At 41.8% G+C, this 15,543-nt stretch carries 16 protein-coding genes, 1 tRNA gene, 1 rRNA gene, 1 other RNA gene and 1 other annotated feature; of the genes, 5 read left to right on the top strand and 14 right to left on the bottom strand.

Translation table 11 applies throughout. The features are described from left to right. Positions 1 to 229: 229 nt before the first annotated feature. The 7 genes from bofA to tadA form a co-directional block, all read right to left on the bottom strand. On the bottom strand, positions 230 to 493 hold the full coding sequence (bofA, locus tag ACZ07B_RS22055) for a sigma-K factor-processing regulator BofA (protein ID WP_015715090.1): 264 nt from the start codon (positions 491 to 493) through the stop codon (positions 230 to 232). Between the two features lie 66 nt (positions 494 to 559). After that, positions 560 to 784: a YaaL family protein gene (locus ACZ07B_RS22050; RefSeq protein ID WP_003242387.1), complete on the bottom strand. Its 225-nt coding sequence runs from the start codon at positions 782 to 784 to the stop codon at positions 560 to 562. Between the two features lie 17 nt (positions 785 to 801). Then, complete coding sequence (gene recR, locus ACZ07B_RS22045) at positions 802 to 1,398, bottom strand: recombination protein RecR (RefSeq protein ID WP_003225425.1); 597 nt, start codon at positions 1,396 to 1,398, stop codon at positions 802 to 804. A 14-nt stretch (positions 1,399 to 1,412) separates the two neighbouring features. Beyond that, positions 1,413 to 1,736: a YbaB/EbfC family nucleoid-associated protein gene (locus ACZ07B_RS22040; protein ID WP_003225427.1), complete on the bottom strand. Its 324-nt coding sequence runs from the start codon at positions 1,734 to 1,736 to the stop codon at positions 1,413 to 1,415. 23 nt (positions 1,737 to 1,759) lie between these two features. Continuing rightward, a complete protein-coding gene (dnaX, locus tag ACZ07B_RS22035; protein WP_069322309.1) occupies positions 1,760 to 3,451 on the bottom strand; it encodes a DNA polymerase III subunit gamma/tau in 1,692 nt (563 codons plus the stop codon). A 129-nt stretch (positions 3,452 to 3,580) separates the two neighbouring features. Further along, positions 3,581 to 3,845: signal recognition particle sRNA large type (ffs, locus tag ACZ07B_RS22030), an RNA gene on the bottom strand. An 82-nt stretch (positions 3,846 to 3,927) separates the two neighbouring features. Continuing rightward, complete coding sequence (gene tadA, locus ACZ07B_RS22025) at positions 3,928 to 4,413, bottom strand: tRNA adenosine(34) deaminase TadA (RefSeq protein ID WP_003226784.1); 486 nt, start codon at positions 4,411 to 4,413, stop codon at positions 3,928 to 3,930. Between the two features lie 85 nt (positions 4,414 to 4,498). Here tadA and ACZ07B_RS22020 point away from each other — a divergent pair, with 85 nt between their 5' ends. The 4 genes from ACZ07B_RS22020 to dck all read left to right on the top strand — a co-directional run bounded on the left by ACZ07B_RS22020 (position 4,499) and on the right by dck (position 7,769). After that, positions 4,499 to 5,044, top strand: coding sequence for a cysteine hydrolase family protein (locus tag ACZ07B_RS22020; RefSeq protein ID WP_003226786.1), 546 nt, complete (start codon positions 4,499 to 4,501; stop codon positions 5,042 to 5,044). A 69-nt stretch (positions 5,045 to 5,113) separates the two neighbouring features. Then, the gene (locus ACZ07B_RS22015) at positions 5,114 to 6,397 is read left to right on the top strand and encodes a glycoside hydrolase family 18 protein (protein WP_024572658.1); all 1,284 of its coding nucleotides are present in this window, start codon (positions 5,114 to 5,116) and stop codon (positions 6,395 to 6,397) included. Between the two features lie 98 nt (positions 6,398 to 6,495). Next, complete coding sequence (gene dgk, locus ACZ07B_RS22010; RefSeq protein WP_003226790.1) at positions 6,496 to 7,119, top strand: deoxyguanosine kinase; 624 nt, start codon at positions 6,496 to 6,498, stop codon at positions 7,117 to 7,119. After that, entirely contained in the window at positions 7,116 to 7,769 is a 654-nt protein-coding gene (dck, locus tag ACZ07B_RS22005; protein WP_003226792.1) for a deoxyadenosine/deoxycytidine kinase, read from the top strand. Before dgk ends, dck begins: the two co-directional genes overlap by 4 nt. A 111-nt stretch (positions 7,770 to 7,880) precedes the next feature. Here dck and ACZ07B_RS22000 read toward each other — a convergent pair. The 6 genes from ACZ07B_RS22000 to guaB all read right to left on the bottom strand — a co-directional run bounded on the left by ACZ07B_RS22000 (position 7,881) and on the right by guaB (position 14,350). Next, positions 7,881 to 7,973, bottom strand: a tRNA-Ser gene (locus ACZ07B_RS22000). A 134-nt stretch (positions 7,974 to 8,107) separates the two neighbouring features. Next, entirely contained in the window at positions 8,108 to 9,385 is a 1,278-nt protein-coding gene (serS, locus tag ACZ07B_RS21995) for a serine--tRNA ligase (RefSeq protein ID WP_416720889.1), read from the bottom strand. A 56-nt stretch (positions 9,386 to 9,441) separates the two neighbouring features. Next, positions 9,442 to 9,654, bottom strand: a binding site (T-box leader). A gap of 52 nt (positions 9,655 to 9,706) precedes the next feature. Next, positions 9,707 to 10,297: a pyridoxal 5'-phosphate synthase glutaminase subunit PdxT gene (pdxT, locus tag ACZ07B_RS21990; protein ID WP_003226797.1), complete on the bottom strand. Its 591-nt coding sequence runs from the start codon at positions 10,295 to 10,297 to the stop codon at positions 9,707 to 9,709. Positions 10,298 to 10,318: 21 nt separating this feature from the next. Beyond that, positions 10,319 to 11,203, bottom strand: coding sequence for a pyridoxal 5'-phosphate synthase lyase subunit PdxS (gene pdxS, locus ACZ07B_RS21985; protein ID WP_003247145.1), 885 nt, complete (start codon positions 11,201 to 11,203; stop codon positions 10,319 to 10,321). Between the two features lie 196 nt (positions 11,204 to 11,399). Next, positions 11,400 to 12,731 (bottom strand): D-alanyl-D-alanine carboxypeptidase, encoded by a 1,332-nt coding sequence (gene dacA / locus ACZ07B_RS21980; RefSeq protein WP_464877677.1) that lies wholly within the window; start codon positions 12,729 to 12,731, stop codon positions 11,400 to 11,402. 152 nt (positions 12,732 to 12,883) lie between these two features. Then, positions 12,884 to 14,350 carry an IMP dehydrogenase gene (guaB, locus tag ACZ07B_RS21975; protein ID WP_003226803.1) on the bottom strand — a complete coding sequence of 489 codons (1,467 nt, stop codon included), beginning with the start codon at positions 14,348 to 14,350 and terminating at the stop codon, positions 12,884 to 12,886. Between the two features lie 120 nt (positions 14,351 to 14,470). Between guaB and ACZ07B_RS21970 the strand changes: the two genes are divergently transcribed. Then, positions 14,471 to 15,418 (top strand): YaaC family protein, encoded by a 948-nt coding sequence (locus ACZ07B_RS21970; RefSeq protein ID WP_003226805.1) that lies wholly within the window; start codon positions 14,471 to 14,473, stop codon positions 15,416 to 15,418. Between the two features lie 37 nt (positions 15,419 to 15,455). Here the strand turns inward: ACZ07B_RS21970 and rrf are convergent. Beyond that, positions 15,456 to 15,543: ribosomal RNA gene (rrf, locus tag ACZ07B_RS21965) — 5S ribosomal RNA — on the bottom strand; the annotation flags it as partial.

Raw genomic sequence — 15,543 nt, 5'->3', positions numbered from 1 at the left:
ACGCACATCGCTGTGCGATTTATAAAAAATGAATTAACAGGTACGTTTTGTCTTGTTTAGTTTTCAAAGAACTTTGTTTACCGCTCGTTTAAGCGACTTTATTATCATAACATTTACCGCCGCTACTGTCAACAACTTTTTAGCATTTTCTTTTCAAAAAAGCTGTTCGTCATCAGCGACGTATATTAGAATAACACCTTCAGTTGTCTAAGTCAATACATAATATCAATTAAATGATAAATTGCTTAATAACGACTAACGCAGCTATTCCGGGTATCCCTAAAATTCCGCTGATAGCTGTTGTAACCAGATTAATCGGCACATGAATGCCAAGACTGCCGCCAAACATATTTACACAAACCAGCAGCAAAGCACCTGCCACAAATTTAACAGCTGTGATGCCCATCCACTTTAAAGGCTTCGCAGCTGAACCTGATAAAAAAAGAAGAATAACCAGTCCTAAAATAATCCCAATAATAAAAATAGGCTCCATGAATCTTCTCATCTCCTTCGCTTGTTCTAGTACAAGCTTATGAGAAGATCCAGGAGTTTAGACCACTTACTTCCACCGGCTGATTTTTAAATTTCGCTGCTTCGCTTCCCTTAAGTAAAAAAAATACTTCGCTTCAGCTACTTTCAGTTCGTATAACACTTCAGCAGACGGTTCTAAGCTTTTTTCAACCAGCTTTTTTTGCCTGTTCCACTCTTCCTTTTGCTTAAAAAGCTGCTCGGTTAGTTTTTCATCAAACTCTCTTCTTAATGTTTTCTTGCGAAGAAAACCCATGGATCGCTTTTTCCTCCTTACAATTCACGTCTTCCTTCAAGTGCTTTAGAAAGAGTGACCTCGTCAGCATATTCCAAGTCACCGCCGACGGGCAGTCCGTGGGCAATACGGGAGAGCTTAATACCAGACGGCTTGAGGAGCCTTGATATATACATCGCCGTTGCTTCCCCTTCTATATTAGGGTTTGTTGCGAGGATCACTTCTGTCACTTGATCATCCTGTAATCGTTTTAACAATTCTGGTATTTTAATATCCTCCGGTCCGATGCCGTCCATTGGAGAAATAGCGCCGTGAAGAACGTGATACTGTCCGTTGTATTCCTTCATTTTCTCCATAGCGATAACATCCTTAGGGTCTTGCACAACACAGATAACAGACTTATCCCTGCGCGTATCTTCACATATATAGCAAGGGTCCTGATCTGTAATATGCCCGCAAACTGAACAATATGTCAGGTTGCGTTTCGCATTTACTAGTGCTTTCGCAAAATCTAATACTACATCTTCTTTCATACCTAGAACAAAAAAAGCCAGACGAACCGCTGTTTTCGGTCCGATCCCTGGCAATTTCATAAAGCTGTCAATCAGCTTTGATATTGGTTCAGGATATTGCATGTTCTTTTATCCCCCTAGAATAAACCTGGCATGTTCATTCCCTTTGTAAATTGACCCATTGTTTCGTTTGTGATTTCGTCAACTTTTTTCAAAGCTTCATTCGTTGCAGCAAGCACTAAATCTTGAAGCATATCAATATCTTCAGGATCAACGACTTCTTCTTTGATGATAACATCCAGGATTTCTTTTTGACCGTTTGCTTTTACTGTTACCATACCGCCGCCTGCAGTTCCTTCAACAACCTTTTCTGCAAGCTCTTCTTGAGCCTTCGCCATATCCTTTTGCATTTTTTGCATTTGTTTCATCATTTTTTGCATATTACCCATTCCGCCACGCATAGCATTCACTCTCTTTCATTTTGTTAGTCTTTTATTTCAATTAAATCCGCTCCAACAAGCTTTTTCGCTTCGGCAATAAGCGGGTCTTCTTCAGCCGGTTCATTTGATCCTTCATTTTCCTGCTGATGATCTTCTAAAAATTCTTCTCTTATTTTACCCCATTGTGCTTCTGGAACGCCAATCAAATCCATTCTTTTTCCGAGCATCGATTCTAAAATCTGCTCAAGATTAGTCCGGACTCCGTTGTTATCCTCAGCGACCATTTTACAATGAATTTCATATTTGAATTTCAGAACAAATGCCGCCGATCCGGCAGCCACAGGTTCACTGTCATTCAGTAAAGCGGCATGTGATACTTTGTTTTGCTGTTTGAGATGAGCAAGAAGCTTGCCCCAACTGTTTCTGAGCAGATCAAGATCCGGTCTTGTGGCTTCCTTCAAAATCTCATGAATTCTGCCTACTGGCGCTTTGTAATTGGATTTCCCGCCCTTTGGCACACGCGGCGCTTCTTTTTTCGGGCTTTCCGCAGCTGCTTTTATGCCCGTTGTTTTAAGCCGCTCTACTTCCTGTTCGAGCTGCTGGATTTTTTTCATCAGCATATCCACTTCCGGGAGATCAGCAGCAGATTGATGTGAGGTTTGGCAAATCTTCACAACGGCCACTTCGAAAAAGATACGCGGATGATTTGTCCATTTCATTTCCTGATGGCTCTTGTTCAGAATATCAATCATTTCATATAGGGCCTGAGCCGGAATTTGTTCACTTAGTTCCCGGAACGTTTCATCAACTTTTACTTTCTCAAGCACTCCCTCTAAGCCAGGGGCTGTTTTGTACAGCAGCATGTCCCTGAAATAGAAAATCATATCTTCTATCAGCTTAGCTGGATCTTTTCCTTGCTGAAGCAATTCATTTAATGTTTCCAGTGCGTCAGAAACGTTTTTATCATGCAGGGATTTTGCAAGCTTCCCGATATATAATTGAGAAACAGCACCCGTAATTAAAAGCGCATCTTCGACTTTCAGGATATCGCCGCTGAATGATATGGCCTGATCAAGAAGGCTCAGAGCATCCCTCATCCCTCCGTCTGCAGCACTCGCGATGATATCCAGCGATCCTTCCTCCACTTGCAGTTGTTCAGCATCAACAATTTTATTCATGCGGCCTACAATCGCTTGGGAGGTAATTCGTTTAAAGTCAAAACGCTGACATCTAGAGATAATGGTTAAAGGAATTTTGTGCGGTTCAGTTGTTGCTAATATGAAAATACAATGCTCAGGCGGCTCTTCTAATGTTTTTAGTAATGCATTAAAAGCGCCGATAGAAAGCATATGCACCTCATCTATGATATATACCTTATATGTGACGGCCGATGGGGCAAACTTCACTTTATCGCGAATGTCACGAATCTCATCAACACCGTTATTAGAAGCGGCGTCAATTTCTATGACATCGGATATTGACCCGTTTGTTATCCCTTTACAGGCCGCACATTCGTTGCATGGCTCATCAACAGGAGCATGTTCACAGTTGACAGCCTTAGCAAATATTTTGGCTGCACTGGTTTTTCCGGTTCCTCTAGGCCCGGAAAACAGATAGGCGTGAGAAAACTTTTTTTGCAAAAGGGCATTTTGCAGCGTTTTTGTAATGTGTTCTTGTCCGACCACATCTTCAAAGCGCTGAGGCCTGAATACTCGATATAAAGCTTGGTAACTCACGGGTTTGCCCTCCTCCGTTATTCATCATTCCCATTATACATGAACCTTGTTTCGATTCCAAAAGCTCTTTTTACATAACAAAAAACTCACCTAATGTTAGGTGAGTCTGAAAATTTGATGATTGATTTACCGTGCACCTTCTGTCGATTCGCTACCCTAAGCGTTACTTAAGCAGTTAGCTCGGCCCAGGCAACCCTGCGGCACATGAGAGGTTTCACTTAATGCTGCTTCCTTCCGGACCTGACATGGTTCATGAATTCCCATTGCGCAGGACCCAAACGTCAACACCACTTACTTAAGGCAGGCCTTAAAGTAAACGAACCTCGAGAAGGGATTCGGCCCTGCTAGAGCGGATTGCAGGTACAGGGCACCGCTACCTCCCCGCTTAGCACGGCAAAATAAATATCAAATTTTATGTTGCATCTATTACGATGCACACTTAAGTATATCTGTTTCCCCTAAAAATTGCAACCGTACTATTCAGACAAGTTTTTCCTGGCGGCTTTCTTCTTTTTTCTTAGTTCTCTGAAAAACGCACTGAGCATTCCGCCGCATTCTTCCTCAAGCACACCGCTCACCACTTCAGCCTGATGATTAAAGCGTTCCTCCTGAAGAAGGTTCATTAGCGTGCCTGAACAGCCGCCTTTCGGATCAAATGCGCCAAAAACCACTTTTTCCACTCGAGAAAGTACGACTGCACCAGCACACATTGGACAAGGCTCAAGCGTCACATAAAGAGTCGCACCTTCCAGCCGCCATGTTCCCAGTGCCTTACACGCTTCATCAATCACAAGCATTTCTGCATGGGCAATAGATCGTTGCTCAGTCTCTCTTAAATTATGTGCACGCGCTATAATTTCATCATTAACGACAAGCACCGCACCTATTGGCACTTCACCTTTCTCTTCAGCCTTTTTCGCTTCTTTAATTGCTTCTTTCATATAAAGTTCATCTTGTGTCATAAGGATAAGCTCTCTTTTCAAAGTTTTTTCATTGCCTAAAAAGGCTACATATTAACTATAACTGAAACGGAAAGGAGACTGTCGATTGTCCAAAGCAGATACAGCTCTTCTCATTGTAGACATGATCAATAATTTTGAATTCGATATGGGAGAAACCCTCGCTAAAAAAACAGAAAAAATCGTTCCTCATATTTTATCATTAAAGGAGCACGCGAGACAAAATGAATGGCCGATTATTTACATCAATGATCATTATGGACTTTGGCAAGCTGACATTAAAAACATTCAGCAAGAATGCACAAATGAAAGAAGCAAGGATATCATCACAAAGATAGCCCCGGAAGATGCTGATTATTTTTTAATCAAACCAAAACATTCCGCTTTCTACGAAACTGCACTTCACACCCTTCTTACTGAGTTGCAGGTGAGACATATTATCTTAACAGGTATAGCCGGCAATATATGTGTGCTGTTTACCGCTAATGACGCTTATATGAGGGAATACAGCATCACGATTCCTAAGGACTGTATCGCGTCAAACAGTGACGAAGATAACGAATTCGCCTTAACTATGATGGAGAATGTTCTTTTCGCAGAAATTACGACGGAAGAACAAATTACAGAAAAATAAACATGATCAGCGCTTTTCTTTCATACATTGATAGCGATATGAAAGGAGGCGTTTTTCATTCAAATTTATGTGGTAAAACAAGGCGACACTCTTTCTGCTATCGCTTCACAATACAGAACAACCGTAAGTGAGATCACTGAAACGAATGAAATACCGAATCCCGACAGCCTTGTTGTCGGACAAACCATTGTCATTCCAATAGCTGGCCAGTTCTATGATGTGAAGCGAGGTGATACCCTGACATCCATCGCCCGGCAGTTCAATACAACGGCAGCCGAGCTCGCAAGGGTTAACCGCATCCAGTTAAATACCGTGCTTCAGATTGGTTTCCGTTTATACATCCCACCAGCCCCTAAACGAGACATCGAATCAAATGCTTATTTGGAGCCCCGAGGAAATCAAGTCAGCGAAAATCTCCAGCAGGCGGCCAGAGAAGCGTCACCCTACTTAACGTACCTTGGCGCATTCAGCTTCCAGGCACAGCGCAATGGAACCTTAGTCGCACCGCCTTTAACGAATTTAAGGAGCATTACAGAAAGTCAAAATACAACATTGATGATGATTATAACGAACCTAGAAAACCAGGCATTTAGCGATGAACTTGGCCGGATCCTTTTGAACGACGAAACTGTAAAAAGAAGGCTTCTAAATGAAATAGTGGAGAATGCCAAGAGATATGGCTTCCGTGACATTCATTTCGACTTTGAATATTTGCGGCCCCAGGATAGAGAGGCCTATAATCAATTCCTCCGCGAAGCAAGGGATCTTTTTCATCGAGAGGGCTTAGAAATTTCTACGGCTCTTGCTCCTAAAACAAGTGCAACACAGCAGGGCAGATGGTATGAAGCTCATGATTACAGGGCACATGGCCAAATTGTCGACTTTGTTGTTCTCATGACATATGAATGGGGCTATAGCGGCGGGCCGCCTCAAGCGGTTTCTCCAATTGGACCTGTCCGTGATGTCATAGAATATGCTTTGACTGAAATGCCTGCGAACAAAATTGTCATGGGCCAGAATTTATATGGATATGACTGGACGCTGCCATATACAGCAGGGGGAACTCCAGCAAGAGCAGTAAGCCCTCAGCAAGCCATTGTCATAGCTGATCAGAACAATGCTTCCATTCAGTATGACCAAACCGCTCAAGCTCCTTTCTTCCGCTATACTGATGCAGAAAACAGAAGGCACGAGGTATGGTTCGAGGATGCCCGCTCGATTCAAGCAAAATTCAATTTGATTAAAGAGCTGAATTTAAGAGGCATCAGCTATTGGAAGTTGGGTCTTTCCTTTCCACAAAACTGGCTGCTGCTGTCTGATCAATTTAATGTTGTCAAAAAGACGTTTCGATAATTTAGAAACGTCTTTTTTTCATGGGGGCACCCAAGGGTTGTGATACAATATGAAGGTCGGTAACTGACGCACGTTTTTCAGATATAAGGAGGATTCCGATGAATACAGCCCCTTTTATTGCAATAGAAGGTCCTATCGGGGCAGGAAAAACAACTCTCGCAACGATGCTCTCACAAGAGTTCGGATTCCCTATGATCAATGAGATTGTAGAGGATAACCCGTACCTTGATAAGTTTTATGACAATATAGAGGAATGGAGCTTCCAGCTCGAGATGTTTTTTCTTTGTCACAGATACAAACAGCTTGAAGACACCAGTGATCATTTTTTAAAAAAGGGACAGCCTGTAATAGCTGATTATCATATTTATAAAAATGTGATTTTTGCGGAACGCACCTTGTCTCCACATCAGCTGGAAAAATACAAAAAGATATATCACCTGCTAACGGATGATCTGCCAAAGCCGAATTTCATCATTTACATAAAGGCTAGTCTGCCTACATTGCTACACCGCATTGAAAAACGCGGGCGCCCCTTTGAGAAAAAAATTGAAACTAGCTATTTGGAGCAGCTGATTTCAGATTATGAAGTCGCCATCAAGCAGCTGCAGGAAGCAGACCCTGAACTTACAGTGTTAACCGTAGATGGTGATTCAAAGGATTTCGTTTTGAATAAGAGCGACTTTGAACGCATTGCCGCCCATGTAAAGGAGCTTATCGTATGAAGGAACATCATATCCCTAAGAATTCAATTATTACAGTAGCAGGAACAGTAGGTGTCGGAAAATCGACTTTAACAAAAACTTTAGCTAAACGGCTTGGATTTAAAACATCTTTGGAGGAAGTCGATCATAATCCATACTTGGAAAAGTTCTATCATGATTTTGAACGTTGGAGCTTTCACCTTCAAATTTATTTCTTAGCTGAACGCTTCAAAGAACAGAAAACAATTTTTGAAGCCGGCGGAGGTTTTGTACAGGATCGTTCGATTTATGAAGATACAGGGATTTTCGCAAAAATGCATGCTGATAAAGGGACAATGTCAAAGGTTGATTATAAGACTTACACAAGCCTTTTCGAAGCAATGGTAATGACACCGTATTTCCCACACCCAGATGTGTTGATCTATTTAGAAGGAGATCTGGAGAACATTTTAAACCGGATTGAACAACGCGGCCGCGAGATGGAGCTTCAGACAAGCAGGTCTTATTGGGAAGAAATGCATACACGCTACGAGAACTGGATAAGCGGTTTTAATGCTTGCCCTGTTTTAAAACTTCGCATTGAAGATTATGATCTTCTGAACGACGAAAACTCGATTGAAAATATTGTAGATCAAATTGCTTCAGTTATTCATGATAATCAAAAAAAGTGAATCTCAGTCGAGATTCACTTTTTCTTTAAAATAAAAAATCCGCCGCACCGAATGCAACGGACAAAACAATCTCCAATATATGCTTGTGTTTCATTAAAATTAAAATCAATATGGCGGAGGAAGAGGGATTCGAACCCCCGCGGGCTTTGACACCCCTGTCGGTTTTCAAGACCGATCCCTTCAGCCGGACTTGGGTATTCCTCCGTATCGACAAGACTTACTATATCACGTATGTTCTCGTGTGGTCAAGCATTTTTAAAAACTTTTTTTGTTTTTATGAAAATGCCATGTTTACATAAGCAAAAAGGCGCACCTTGTCAGGCACGCCTTTCCATAATTTACGGTTTTATTACTTCTCTATTCCCCATATAAGGACGAAGCACTTTCGGAATCACAACGCTTCCGTCTTCCTGCTGATAATTTTCTAAGATTGCGGCAACTGTTCTTCCAACCGCCAGTCCTGAACCGTTCAGTGTGTGTACATGCTCAGGCTTGCCTTTCGCTTCACGTCTGAAACGAATATTCGCACGTCTCGCCTGAAACGCTTCGAAGTTGCTGCAAGAAGAGATTTCTCGATATGTGTCTTGGCTCGGAATCCAAACTTCGATATCGTATTTTTTCGCAGCCGTAAAGCCTAAGTCACCCGTACACATGCTCATGACACGGTATGGAAGCTCAAGCAGCTGAAGAACCCGTTCTGCTTGGTTTGTAAGCTTCTCTAATTCTTCATAAGAATCTTCAGGCTTCACAAACTTTACAAGCTCAACTTTATTAAATTGGTGCTGACGAATTAATCCGCGTGTGTCACGTCCTGCTGAACCAGCTTCAGAACGGAAGCAAGCACTGAATGCCGCATAATTGATCGGCAGGCTGTCACCTGAAAGGATTTCATCGCGATGCATGTTTGTAATCGGCACTTCCGCCGTTGGAATTAAGAAATAATCTTCTTCTCTGATTTTAAATGCATCCTCTTCAAATTTAGGAAGCTGTCCTGTTCCCGTCATGCTTGCGCGGTTTACCATATATGGCGGGATCACTTCAGTGTAGTTATACTCATCCACATGCAGATCAAGCATAAAGTTATAAAGTGCACGCTCCAGACGAGCACCTAAGCCTTTATAGAACACGAAACGGCTTCCTGTTACTTTGGCAGCACGTTCAAAATCCAGAATGCCCAGCTCATCCGCAATATCCCAGTGCGGCTTCGGCTCGTAAGCAAATGAAGGCTTTTCACCCCATTTACGCACTTCTACGTTGTCGTCTTCTGTTTCACCGACAGGTACAGACTCATGCGGAATATTCGGGATTGAGAGAAGGATTGTATCAAGCTCAGCTTCCACTGTTCGCAATTCTTCATCAAGCTTTTTAATTTCCTCGCCGACTTCACGCATTTCTTTAATAATGTGATCCGCGTCTTTTTTCTCACGCTTCAGCACAGCAACCTGCTGAGAAACTTCATTTCGTTTTCCTTTTAACTCTTCAACCTTGCCGATGAGCTCTCTTCGTCTATCATCCAGCGCCTCAAACTTATCAAAATCAGTTAAGTCTTCGCCTTTGTGTACAAGCTTTGCTTTAATTTCTTGAAAATTTGCTCTCAGCATTTTCATATCAAGCATGCGAAACACTCCTTTTTTTATTGATTTGTCGAAAATAAAAAGAGCCCTCATCCCCATAAAGGGACGAGAGCTCTCGCGTTGCCACCCTGATTGAAAACAAATCAAAGACTCGTTTTCCACTTTCAAACATAACGGTTATCCCGTAAATGCCTACTTGTTTCAGCATTTCGCTCAAGGATGGATTCAGACAGCATCTTTCACCGATTCGCACCAACCATCGGCTCTCTTAGAAAGAGAGGCTCCCTACTAGTTCCTATCAACGCTTTTCGATCTTTATTTGTGCTTATAATGTACTATAAGTTTCCACAGCTTTCAACTGTTTTATACAAGTGCCTTTTGCTTATATTCCTCAACCATTTCAACAAACAGCTGTGTCACTCGGTGATCTTCTGTCAGCTCCGGATGGAATGAGCAGCCAAGGAATTGCCCCTGTTTCGCGGCTACAATACGACCATTATGCTCCGATAGAACTTCAACATTTTCACCAGCTTCTAAAATATGCGGAGCACGGATGAATACCCCTGTAAAAGGTTCGTCCAAGCCTTTAATTGTTAAATCAGCTTCAAAGCTGTCAACCTGCCGGCCAAATGAATTACGTTCTACAACCACATTCAGAAGACCTAAATGAGGATTATCTGAACCAGCAATTTCTTTTGCTAATATAATTAATCCGGCACATGTTCCAAACATCGGTTTGCCCTGAGCAGCGAATTCACGAAGCGGCTCCATGAATTGATACGTATCGATCAAACGGCGCATCGTCGTGCTCTCACCGCCCGGCAAAATCAACCCGTCAACTTCGTTCAGCTGCTCCGGACGTTTTACGACAAGACCAGCCGCGCCGCATGCTTCAATCGCATGGATGTGCTCTCTAACTGCTCCTTGAAGTCCTAGTACACCTATTGTTAACATGTCAGCAGCGCTCCTATGTTCTTACCAGCCGCGTTCTTGCATACGCTGTTCTGGAAGTAAGTTTGAGATTTCAATCCCTTTCATTGCAGTACCAAGCTCTTTTGATAGCTCAGCGATCAATTTGTAATCAGTAAAGTGAGTTGTTGCTTCCACAATTGCTTTCGCAAATTTAGCAGGGTTGTCTGATTTGAAAATACCAGAACCAACAAATACTCCGTCAGCACCGAGCTGCATCATGAGAGCAGCATCAGCTGGAGTTGCTACGCCGCCAGCGGCAAAGTTAACGACAGGAAGCTTACCGTCTTTTTTAATTTGAAGAAGAAGCTCGTAAGGAGCACCTAGGTTTTTCGCTTCTGTCATTAGCTCATCCTCACTCATCGCAACTACTTTGCGCACTTGAGCGTTAACTTTGCGCATATGGCGAACAGCCTCAACAATATTACCTGTTCCAGGCTCACCTTTTGTGCGAAGCATAGAAGCACCTTCCGCAATACGGCGTGTTGCTTCACCAAGATCACGGCAGCCACAGACAAAAGGAACTGTGTATTCATTTTTATTTAAATGAAATTCTTCGTCAGCCGGCGTCAGAACTTCACTTTCATCAATATAGTCAACACCCATAGCTTCAAGCACACGCGCTTCAACAATATGTCCGATACGCGCTTTTGCCATTACCGGGATAGATACTGCATTCATTACTTCTTCCACGATTGTAGGGTCAGCCATACGGGCAACTCCTCCAGCCGCGCGAATATCTGCTGGCACACGTTCTAGCGCCATTACAGCGACAGCTCCAGCTTCTTCAGCGATTTTCGCTTGTTCCGCATTGATGACGTCCATGATGACGCCGCCTTTTTGCATTTCTGCCATTCCGCGTTTTACACGTTCAGTACCTGTTTGAGCCATTTCTTGGTCCCCCTAATCAAGGTATAGTTATATGATTTCTAATCCTTATTGTATCCTAGAAATCCAATAATTCATATGGATATATACTATTTTATTCGGTTTTTAGCGCTTTGAAAATCATTTTTTATTAAAAATTGGGTTTTTTCAGTATATTACGCGAAAGAGCCCTAACATCCATCAGAGCTCTTTCAATTGATTAAAACCAGCCGGTTACCGTATCAACAATGCTTCCCCAAATTCCGGCAAAAAATCCGCCGATACTGCGCATTGTCAAAACAAACCAGTTTGCTTTTTCTACATTTTCTTTTGTAACAAGGTCTACGCCAGCCAGATCGCTGTTAATGAATCCGTAATCCTTTTCATTACCTGTGTATTCCGCAGTCAGCTTCCCAACCTTGGTTCCTTTTTTCACAGGAGCAGTTAAGTTATCTTTATTCAGTGTGACCTTCGCTTTGTAATTCTTTTCTTCACCATTTTTGACAGGAAGAGAGAACGCCTTGTTTGTCACAATGCCTACTTCTTTCTCTTTACCCTTATCAACTGAAATTGTTTTATGGCCTTTTACTTGATCGCCTTCAGCATAAATTTCTTTCATGGAGAAATTGTCGAAAGCATAATCAAACATTTTCTTCGTTTCATCGAAACGGCCTGTATGAAGGTTGCCCTTTGCGTTTAAAACAACAGTGATGACACGCATACCGTTGCGTTCAGCTGTTCCTGTAAAGCATGAACCCGCAGAGTCAGTAGAACCTGTTTTCAGTCCGTCTACAGTCGCTTTTTTATACTCGCTGACAAGCCCCTTCAGCATAAAATTCCAGTTCGGCATGTCCATTTCATCATCGGTGCCTTCTCTGAATTTCGTTTTGGCGATACTGGAAGTCTCCAGTATCTCAGGGTAGTCAGTAATCAAGTGATCCGCAAGAACCGCCATATCCTTTGCAGAAACTTCACTTTCTTCATTTACGCTTGTCCCCTCAGGCTGATGCCCGTGAAGATCTTTGTTTTCAAGACCTGTTGCGTTAACAAATTTGTAATCTGTTAAGCCTAGTTCTTTTGCTTTTGCATTCATTTTTTCAACAAACTTAGTTTCAGAACCGGCAACGATTTCTGCAATCGCAATAGCAGCAGCATTTGCAGAATAAATTGCTGTAGCTTGATATAATTCTTTTACTGTGTATTTCCCGTCTTTCCGAAGAGGAACGTTTGATAAGCTGTTATCTTGGGAAATTTCATACACATAGTCATCAGGCGTATAGGTTTGGTCCCATTTCACTTTACCTTGATCAATTGCTTCCAATAACAGATACTCTGTCATCATTTTTGTCATACTCGCAATTGGCAGTCTCTTATCTGCATTTTTACTGTAAAGAATTTTACCTGAAGAAGCTTCGATCATAATAGCAGCAGATGCATTGATATCAATTGGATCGCTGGCTGCTTTTGCTTTTGACATTGGAGCCAGACACGTGACAGCTAGAGTTAACACAACCAATGACATCAGTAGCTGTTTACATTTCTTGATGTTCAATCGTACGACCTCCGTATTTCATTTTCTTCATCTATAATTAAGCCGTTAAGGACATTTTCAATGCACAACAGTATAAATTTTATCATAATCAGTATAAAAAAAATAGACAGAGTCAGAGACCCTGTCAAATGTTTTTAATTTGTAACAATTTATTATGAAATTGTATAGTTAGGTGATTCTTTTGTAATCTGTACGTCATGCGGATGGCTTTCGCGAAGTCCTGCGCCAGTCATGCGAATGAACTGAGCTTCTTCTCTTAGCGCACGCAGATCTTTGGACCCGCAATACCCCATACCAGAACGAAGGCCTCCGACTAGCTGATAAACGGTTTCTTCAACTGGTCCTTTGTAAGGTGTGCGTCCTTCAATTCCTTCAGGAACAAATTTTTTGTTTTCTTCTTGGAAGTAACGGTCTTTACTTCCTTTTTCCATTGCAGCAACTGATCCCATGCCACGGTATACCTTAAATCTTCTGCCTTGGTAGATTTCAGTTTCACCAGGGCTTTCTGATGTGCCTGCAAGCAAGCTTCCGAGCATAACAGCATGTCCGCCGGCTGCCAACGCTTTAGTGATATCGCCAGAGAATTTAATCCCACCGTCGGCTATGATTGTTTTGCCGTGTTTTCTTGCTTCAGTCGCACAATCATAAATTGCTGTAATTTGCGGAACACCGACACCGGCTACAACACGTGTAGTACAAATTGAACCAGGTCCTATTCCAACTTTGACAACGTCTGCTCCAGCTTCGATAAGCGCTCTTGTCGCTTCAGCTGTTGCCACGTTTCCAGCAATAATGTTTAATTCGGGATACGTTTCACGGATTTTTGTGACTGTGTTTAAAACGCCTTGAGAGTGTCCGTGAGCTGTATCGATAACAATCACATCAACATTGGCTTCAACAAGCTTTTTGACGCGAGTCATTGTATCGCCAGTTACACCAACTGCCGCGCCAACGATCAGGCGGCCGTGAATGTCTTTAGATGAGTTCGGGAACTCAATGACTTTTTCAATGTCTTTAATTGTGATAAGACCTTTTAATTTATTCTGGTCGTCTACGAGAGGAAGCTTTTCAATTTTATGTTTCTGCAAAATCTTTTCAGCTTCATCCAGAGTAGTTCCTACAGATGCAGTAACTAGCTCTTCTTTCGTCATGACATCGCTGATTTTCATTGAGTAGTCAGAAATAAAACGAAGGTCACGGTTTGTAATAATTCCAACAAGCTTCTGGTCTTCTTCGTTATTTACAATCGGAACACCGGAAATTCTGTATTTCCCCATCAAATGCTCCGCATCAAATACTTGGTGATCAGGAGTTAAAAAGAAGGGATTTGTGATAACGCCGCGCTCAGAACGCTTTACTTTATCAACTTGTTCAGCCTGCTGTTCAATGGACATATTTTTGTGAATGATGCCCAAGCCGCCCTGTCTTGCCATTGCAATTGCCATTGCTGATTCTGTTACAGTGTCCATACCTGCGCTGATGACAGGAATATTTAGCTTTAACGTTTTTGTAAGTTCTACAGATAAATCCACATCACGTGGAAGTACCTCAGACTTTGCTGGCACAAGCAGCACATCGTCGAACGTTAAGCCTTCTTTTGAAAATTTACTTTCCCACATTAGTAAATCCCCCTCTTTTCGGCAAAATATTATATGTAGATTATCAACTAGCCAAGAGCATGTCAAGGAAGCGGGAAAGAGTTGAAATATTTAGATAACGGAAAGGATTAAGAAATATACATGACATATCATGAGTGGAAAGACTTAGCGCTATTTTACTCCGTTGAATCAACCCAGAAATTTCTAGAAAAGGTTTATATCTTAAACGGTATTGACGATGCGAAAAAAAACTCTTTTAAAAACAGTGAACGGTTTATTTATTTCTTAAAGCATGCTGAATCGTTTTATAAACAAGCCGCATATTCTCCCTTAGAAATCAAACCGATTCTTTTATTTTATGGAATGGCACAGCTGATCAAAGCATGCTTAATTACACGTGATCCTCATTATCCAAGCCATACATCGGTACTGGCACATGGCGTAACAACAAGAAAACGAAAGAAACAAAATTATTGTTTTAGCGATGATGAAGTGAAAATACAACGGAATGGCCTATGCGTACATTTTATGAAACATTTATTCGGACAATCGGATATAGTAGATGAACGGTATACCATGAAAAAATTATTAATGGCCATTCCAGAACTTAGCGATATTTTCTACTTTCAGCAGAAAGAACGATTTATGACAAAAGTTGAGAAGGATAAGAACGAAATTTTTGTACCGGAGGAAGTAGTAATCAATTACAAAATGTCTGATTCAAGGTTTGCTGAATACATGTCCCATCATTATCAATGGTCTTTCACAAAAAAAAATGAACAAGGGCTGCTGTTCGAAATTTCACCACAAGACAAAGAGCCATGGACATCGACCAGCTTATTGTTTGACATGGAAAAGAACCAATATTATATCCCTTCTCAAAGGGAGCAATTTCTGAGGCTTCCCGAAATGACAATTCATTATTTGATTTTGTACAACGTTGGGATGATTGCAAGGTATGAAACAGAATGGTGGTATGAGTTATTAACACAGCATATAAGTGATGACTACGTGTTAATTCAGCAGTTTTTACTAGTATCAGAAAAGAAATTCCCTAAATACGCTTCACAGTTTCTTCTTCATTTTTAACACAAAAAACCCAGCTCAATGAGCTGGGTTTAAGCTTGCTTGGCGGCATCCTACTCTCACAGGGGGAAACCCCCGACTACCATCGGCGCTGAAGAGCTTAACTTCCGTGTTCGGTATGGGAACGG

It is taken from the genome of Bacillus sp. 9.4, from assembly GCF_055486415.1.
The sequence above is the reverse complement of the archived record's forward strand: the minus strand, read 5'-3'. Positions and strand labels throughout refer to the sequence as shown.

Excerpts from the sequence above, each read along its gene's own strand:
- tadA (WP_003226784.1), bottom strand. The coding sequence starts at position 4,413 with ATGACACAAGATGAACTTTATATGAAAGAAGCAATTAAAGAAGCGAAA.
- dgk (WP_003226790.1), top strand. The coding sequence starts at position 6,496 with ATGAATACAGCCCCTTTTATTGCAATAGAAGGTCCTATCGGGGCAGGA.
- pdxS (WP_003247145.1), bottom strand. The coding sequence starts at position 11,203 with ATGGCTCAAACAGGTACTGAACGTGTAAAACGCGGAATGGCAGAAATG.
- bofA (WP_015715090.1), bottom strand. The coding sequence starts at position 493 with ATGGAGCCTATTTTTATTATTGGGATTATTTTAGGACTGGTTATTCTT.
- recR (WP_003225425.1), bottom strand. The coding sequence starts at position 1,398 with ATGCAATATCCTGAACCAATATCAAAGCTGATTGACAGCTTTATGAAA.
- dck (WP_003226792.1), top strand. The coding sequence starts at position 7,116 with ATGAAGGAACATCATATCCCTAAGAATTCAATTATTACAGTAGCAGGA.
- ACZ07B_RS21970 (WP_003226805.1), top strand. The coding sequence starts at position 14,471 with ATGACATATCATGAGTGGAAAGACTTAGCGCTATTTTACTCCGTTGAA.
- guaB (WP_003226803.1), bottom strand. The coding sequence starts at position 14,350 with ATGTGGGAAAGTAAATTTTCAAAAGAAGGCTTAACGTTCGACGATGTG.
- ACZ07B_RS22050 (WP_003242387.1), bottom strand. The coding sequence starts at position 784 with ATGGGTTTTCTTCGCAAGAAAACATTAAGAAGAGAGTTTGATGAAAAA.
- pdxT (WP_003226797.1), bottom strand. The coding sequence starts at position 10,297 with ATGTTAACAATAGGTGTACTAGGACTTCAAGGAGCAGTTAGAGAGCAC.
- ACZ07B_RS22040 (WP_003225427.1), bottom strand. The coding sequence starts at position 1,736 with ATGCGTGGCGGAATGGGTAATATGCAAAAAATGATGAAACAAATGCAA.
- serS (WP_416720889.1), bottom strand. The coding sequence starts at position 9,385 with ATGCTTGATATGAAAATGCTGAGAGCAAATTTTCAAGAAATTAAAGCA.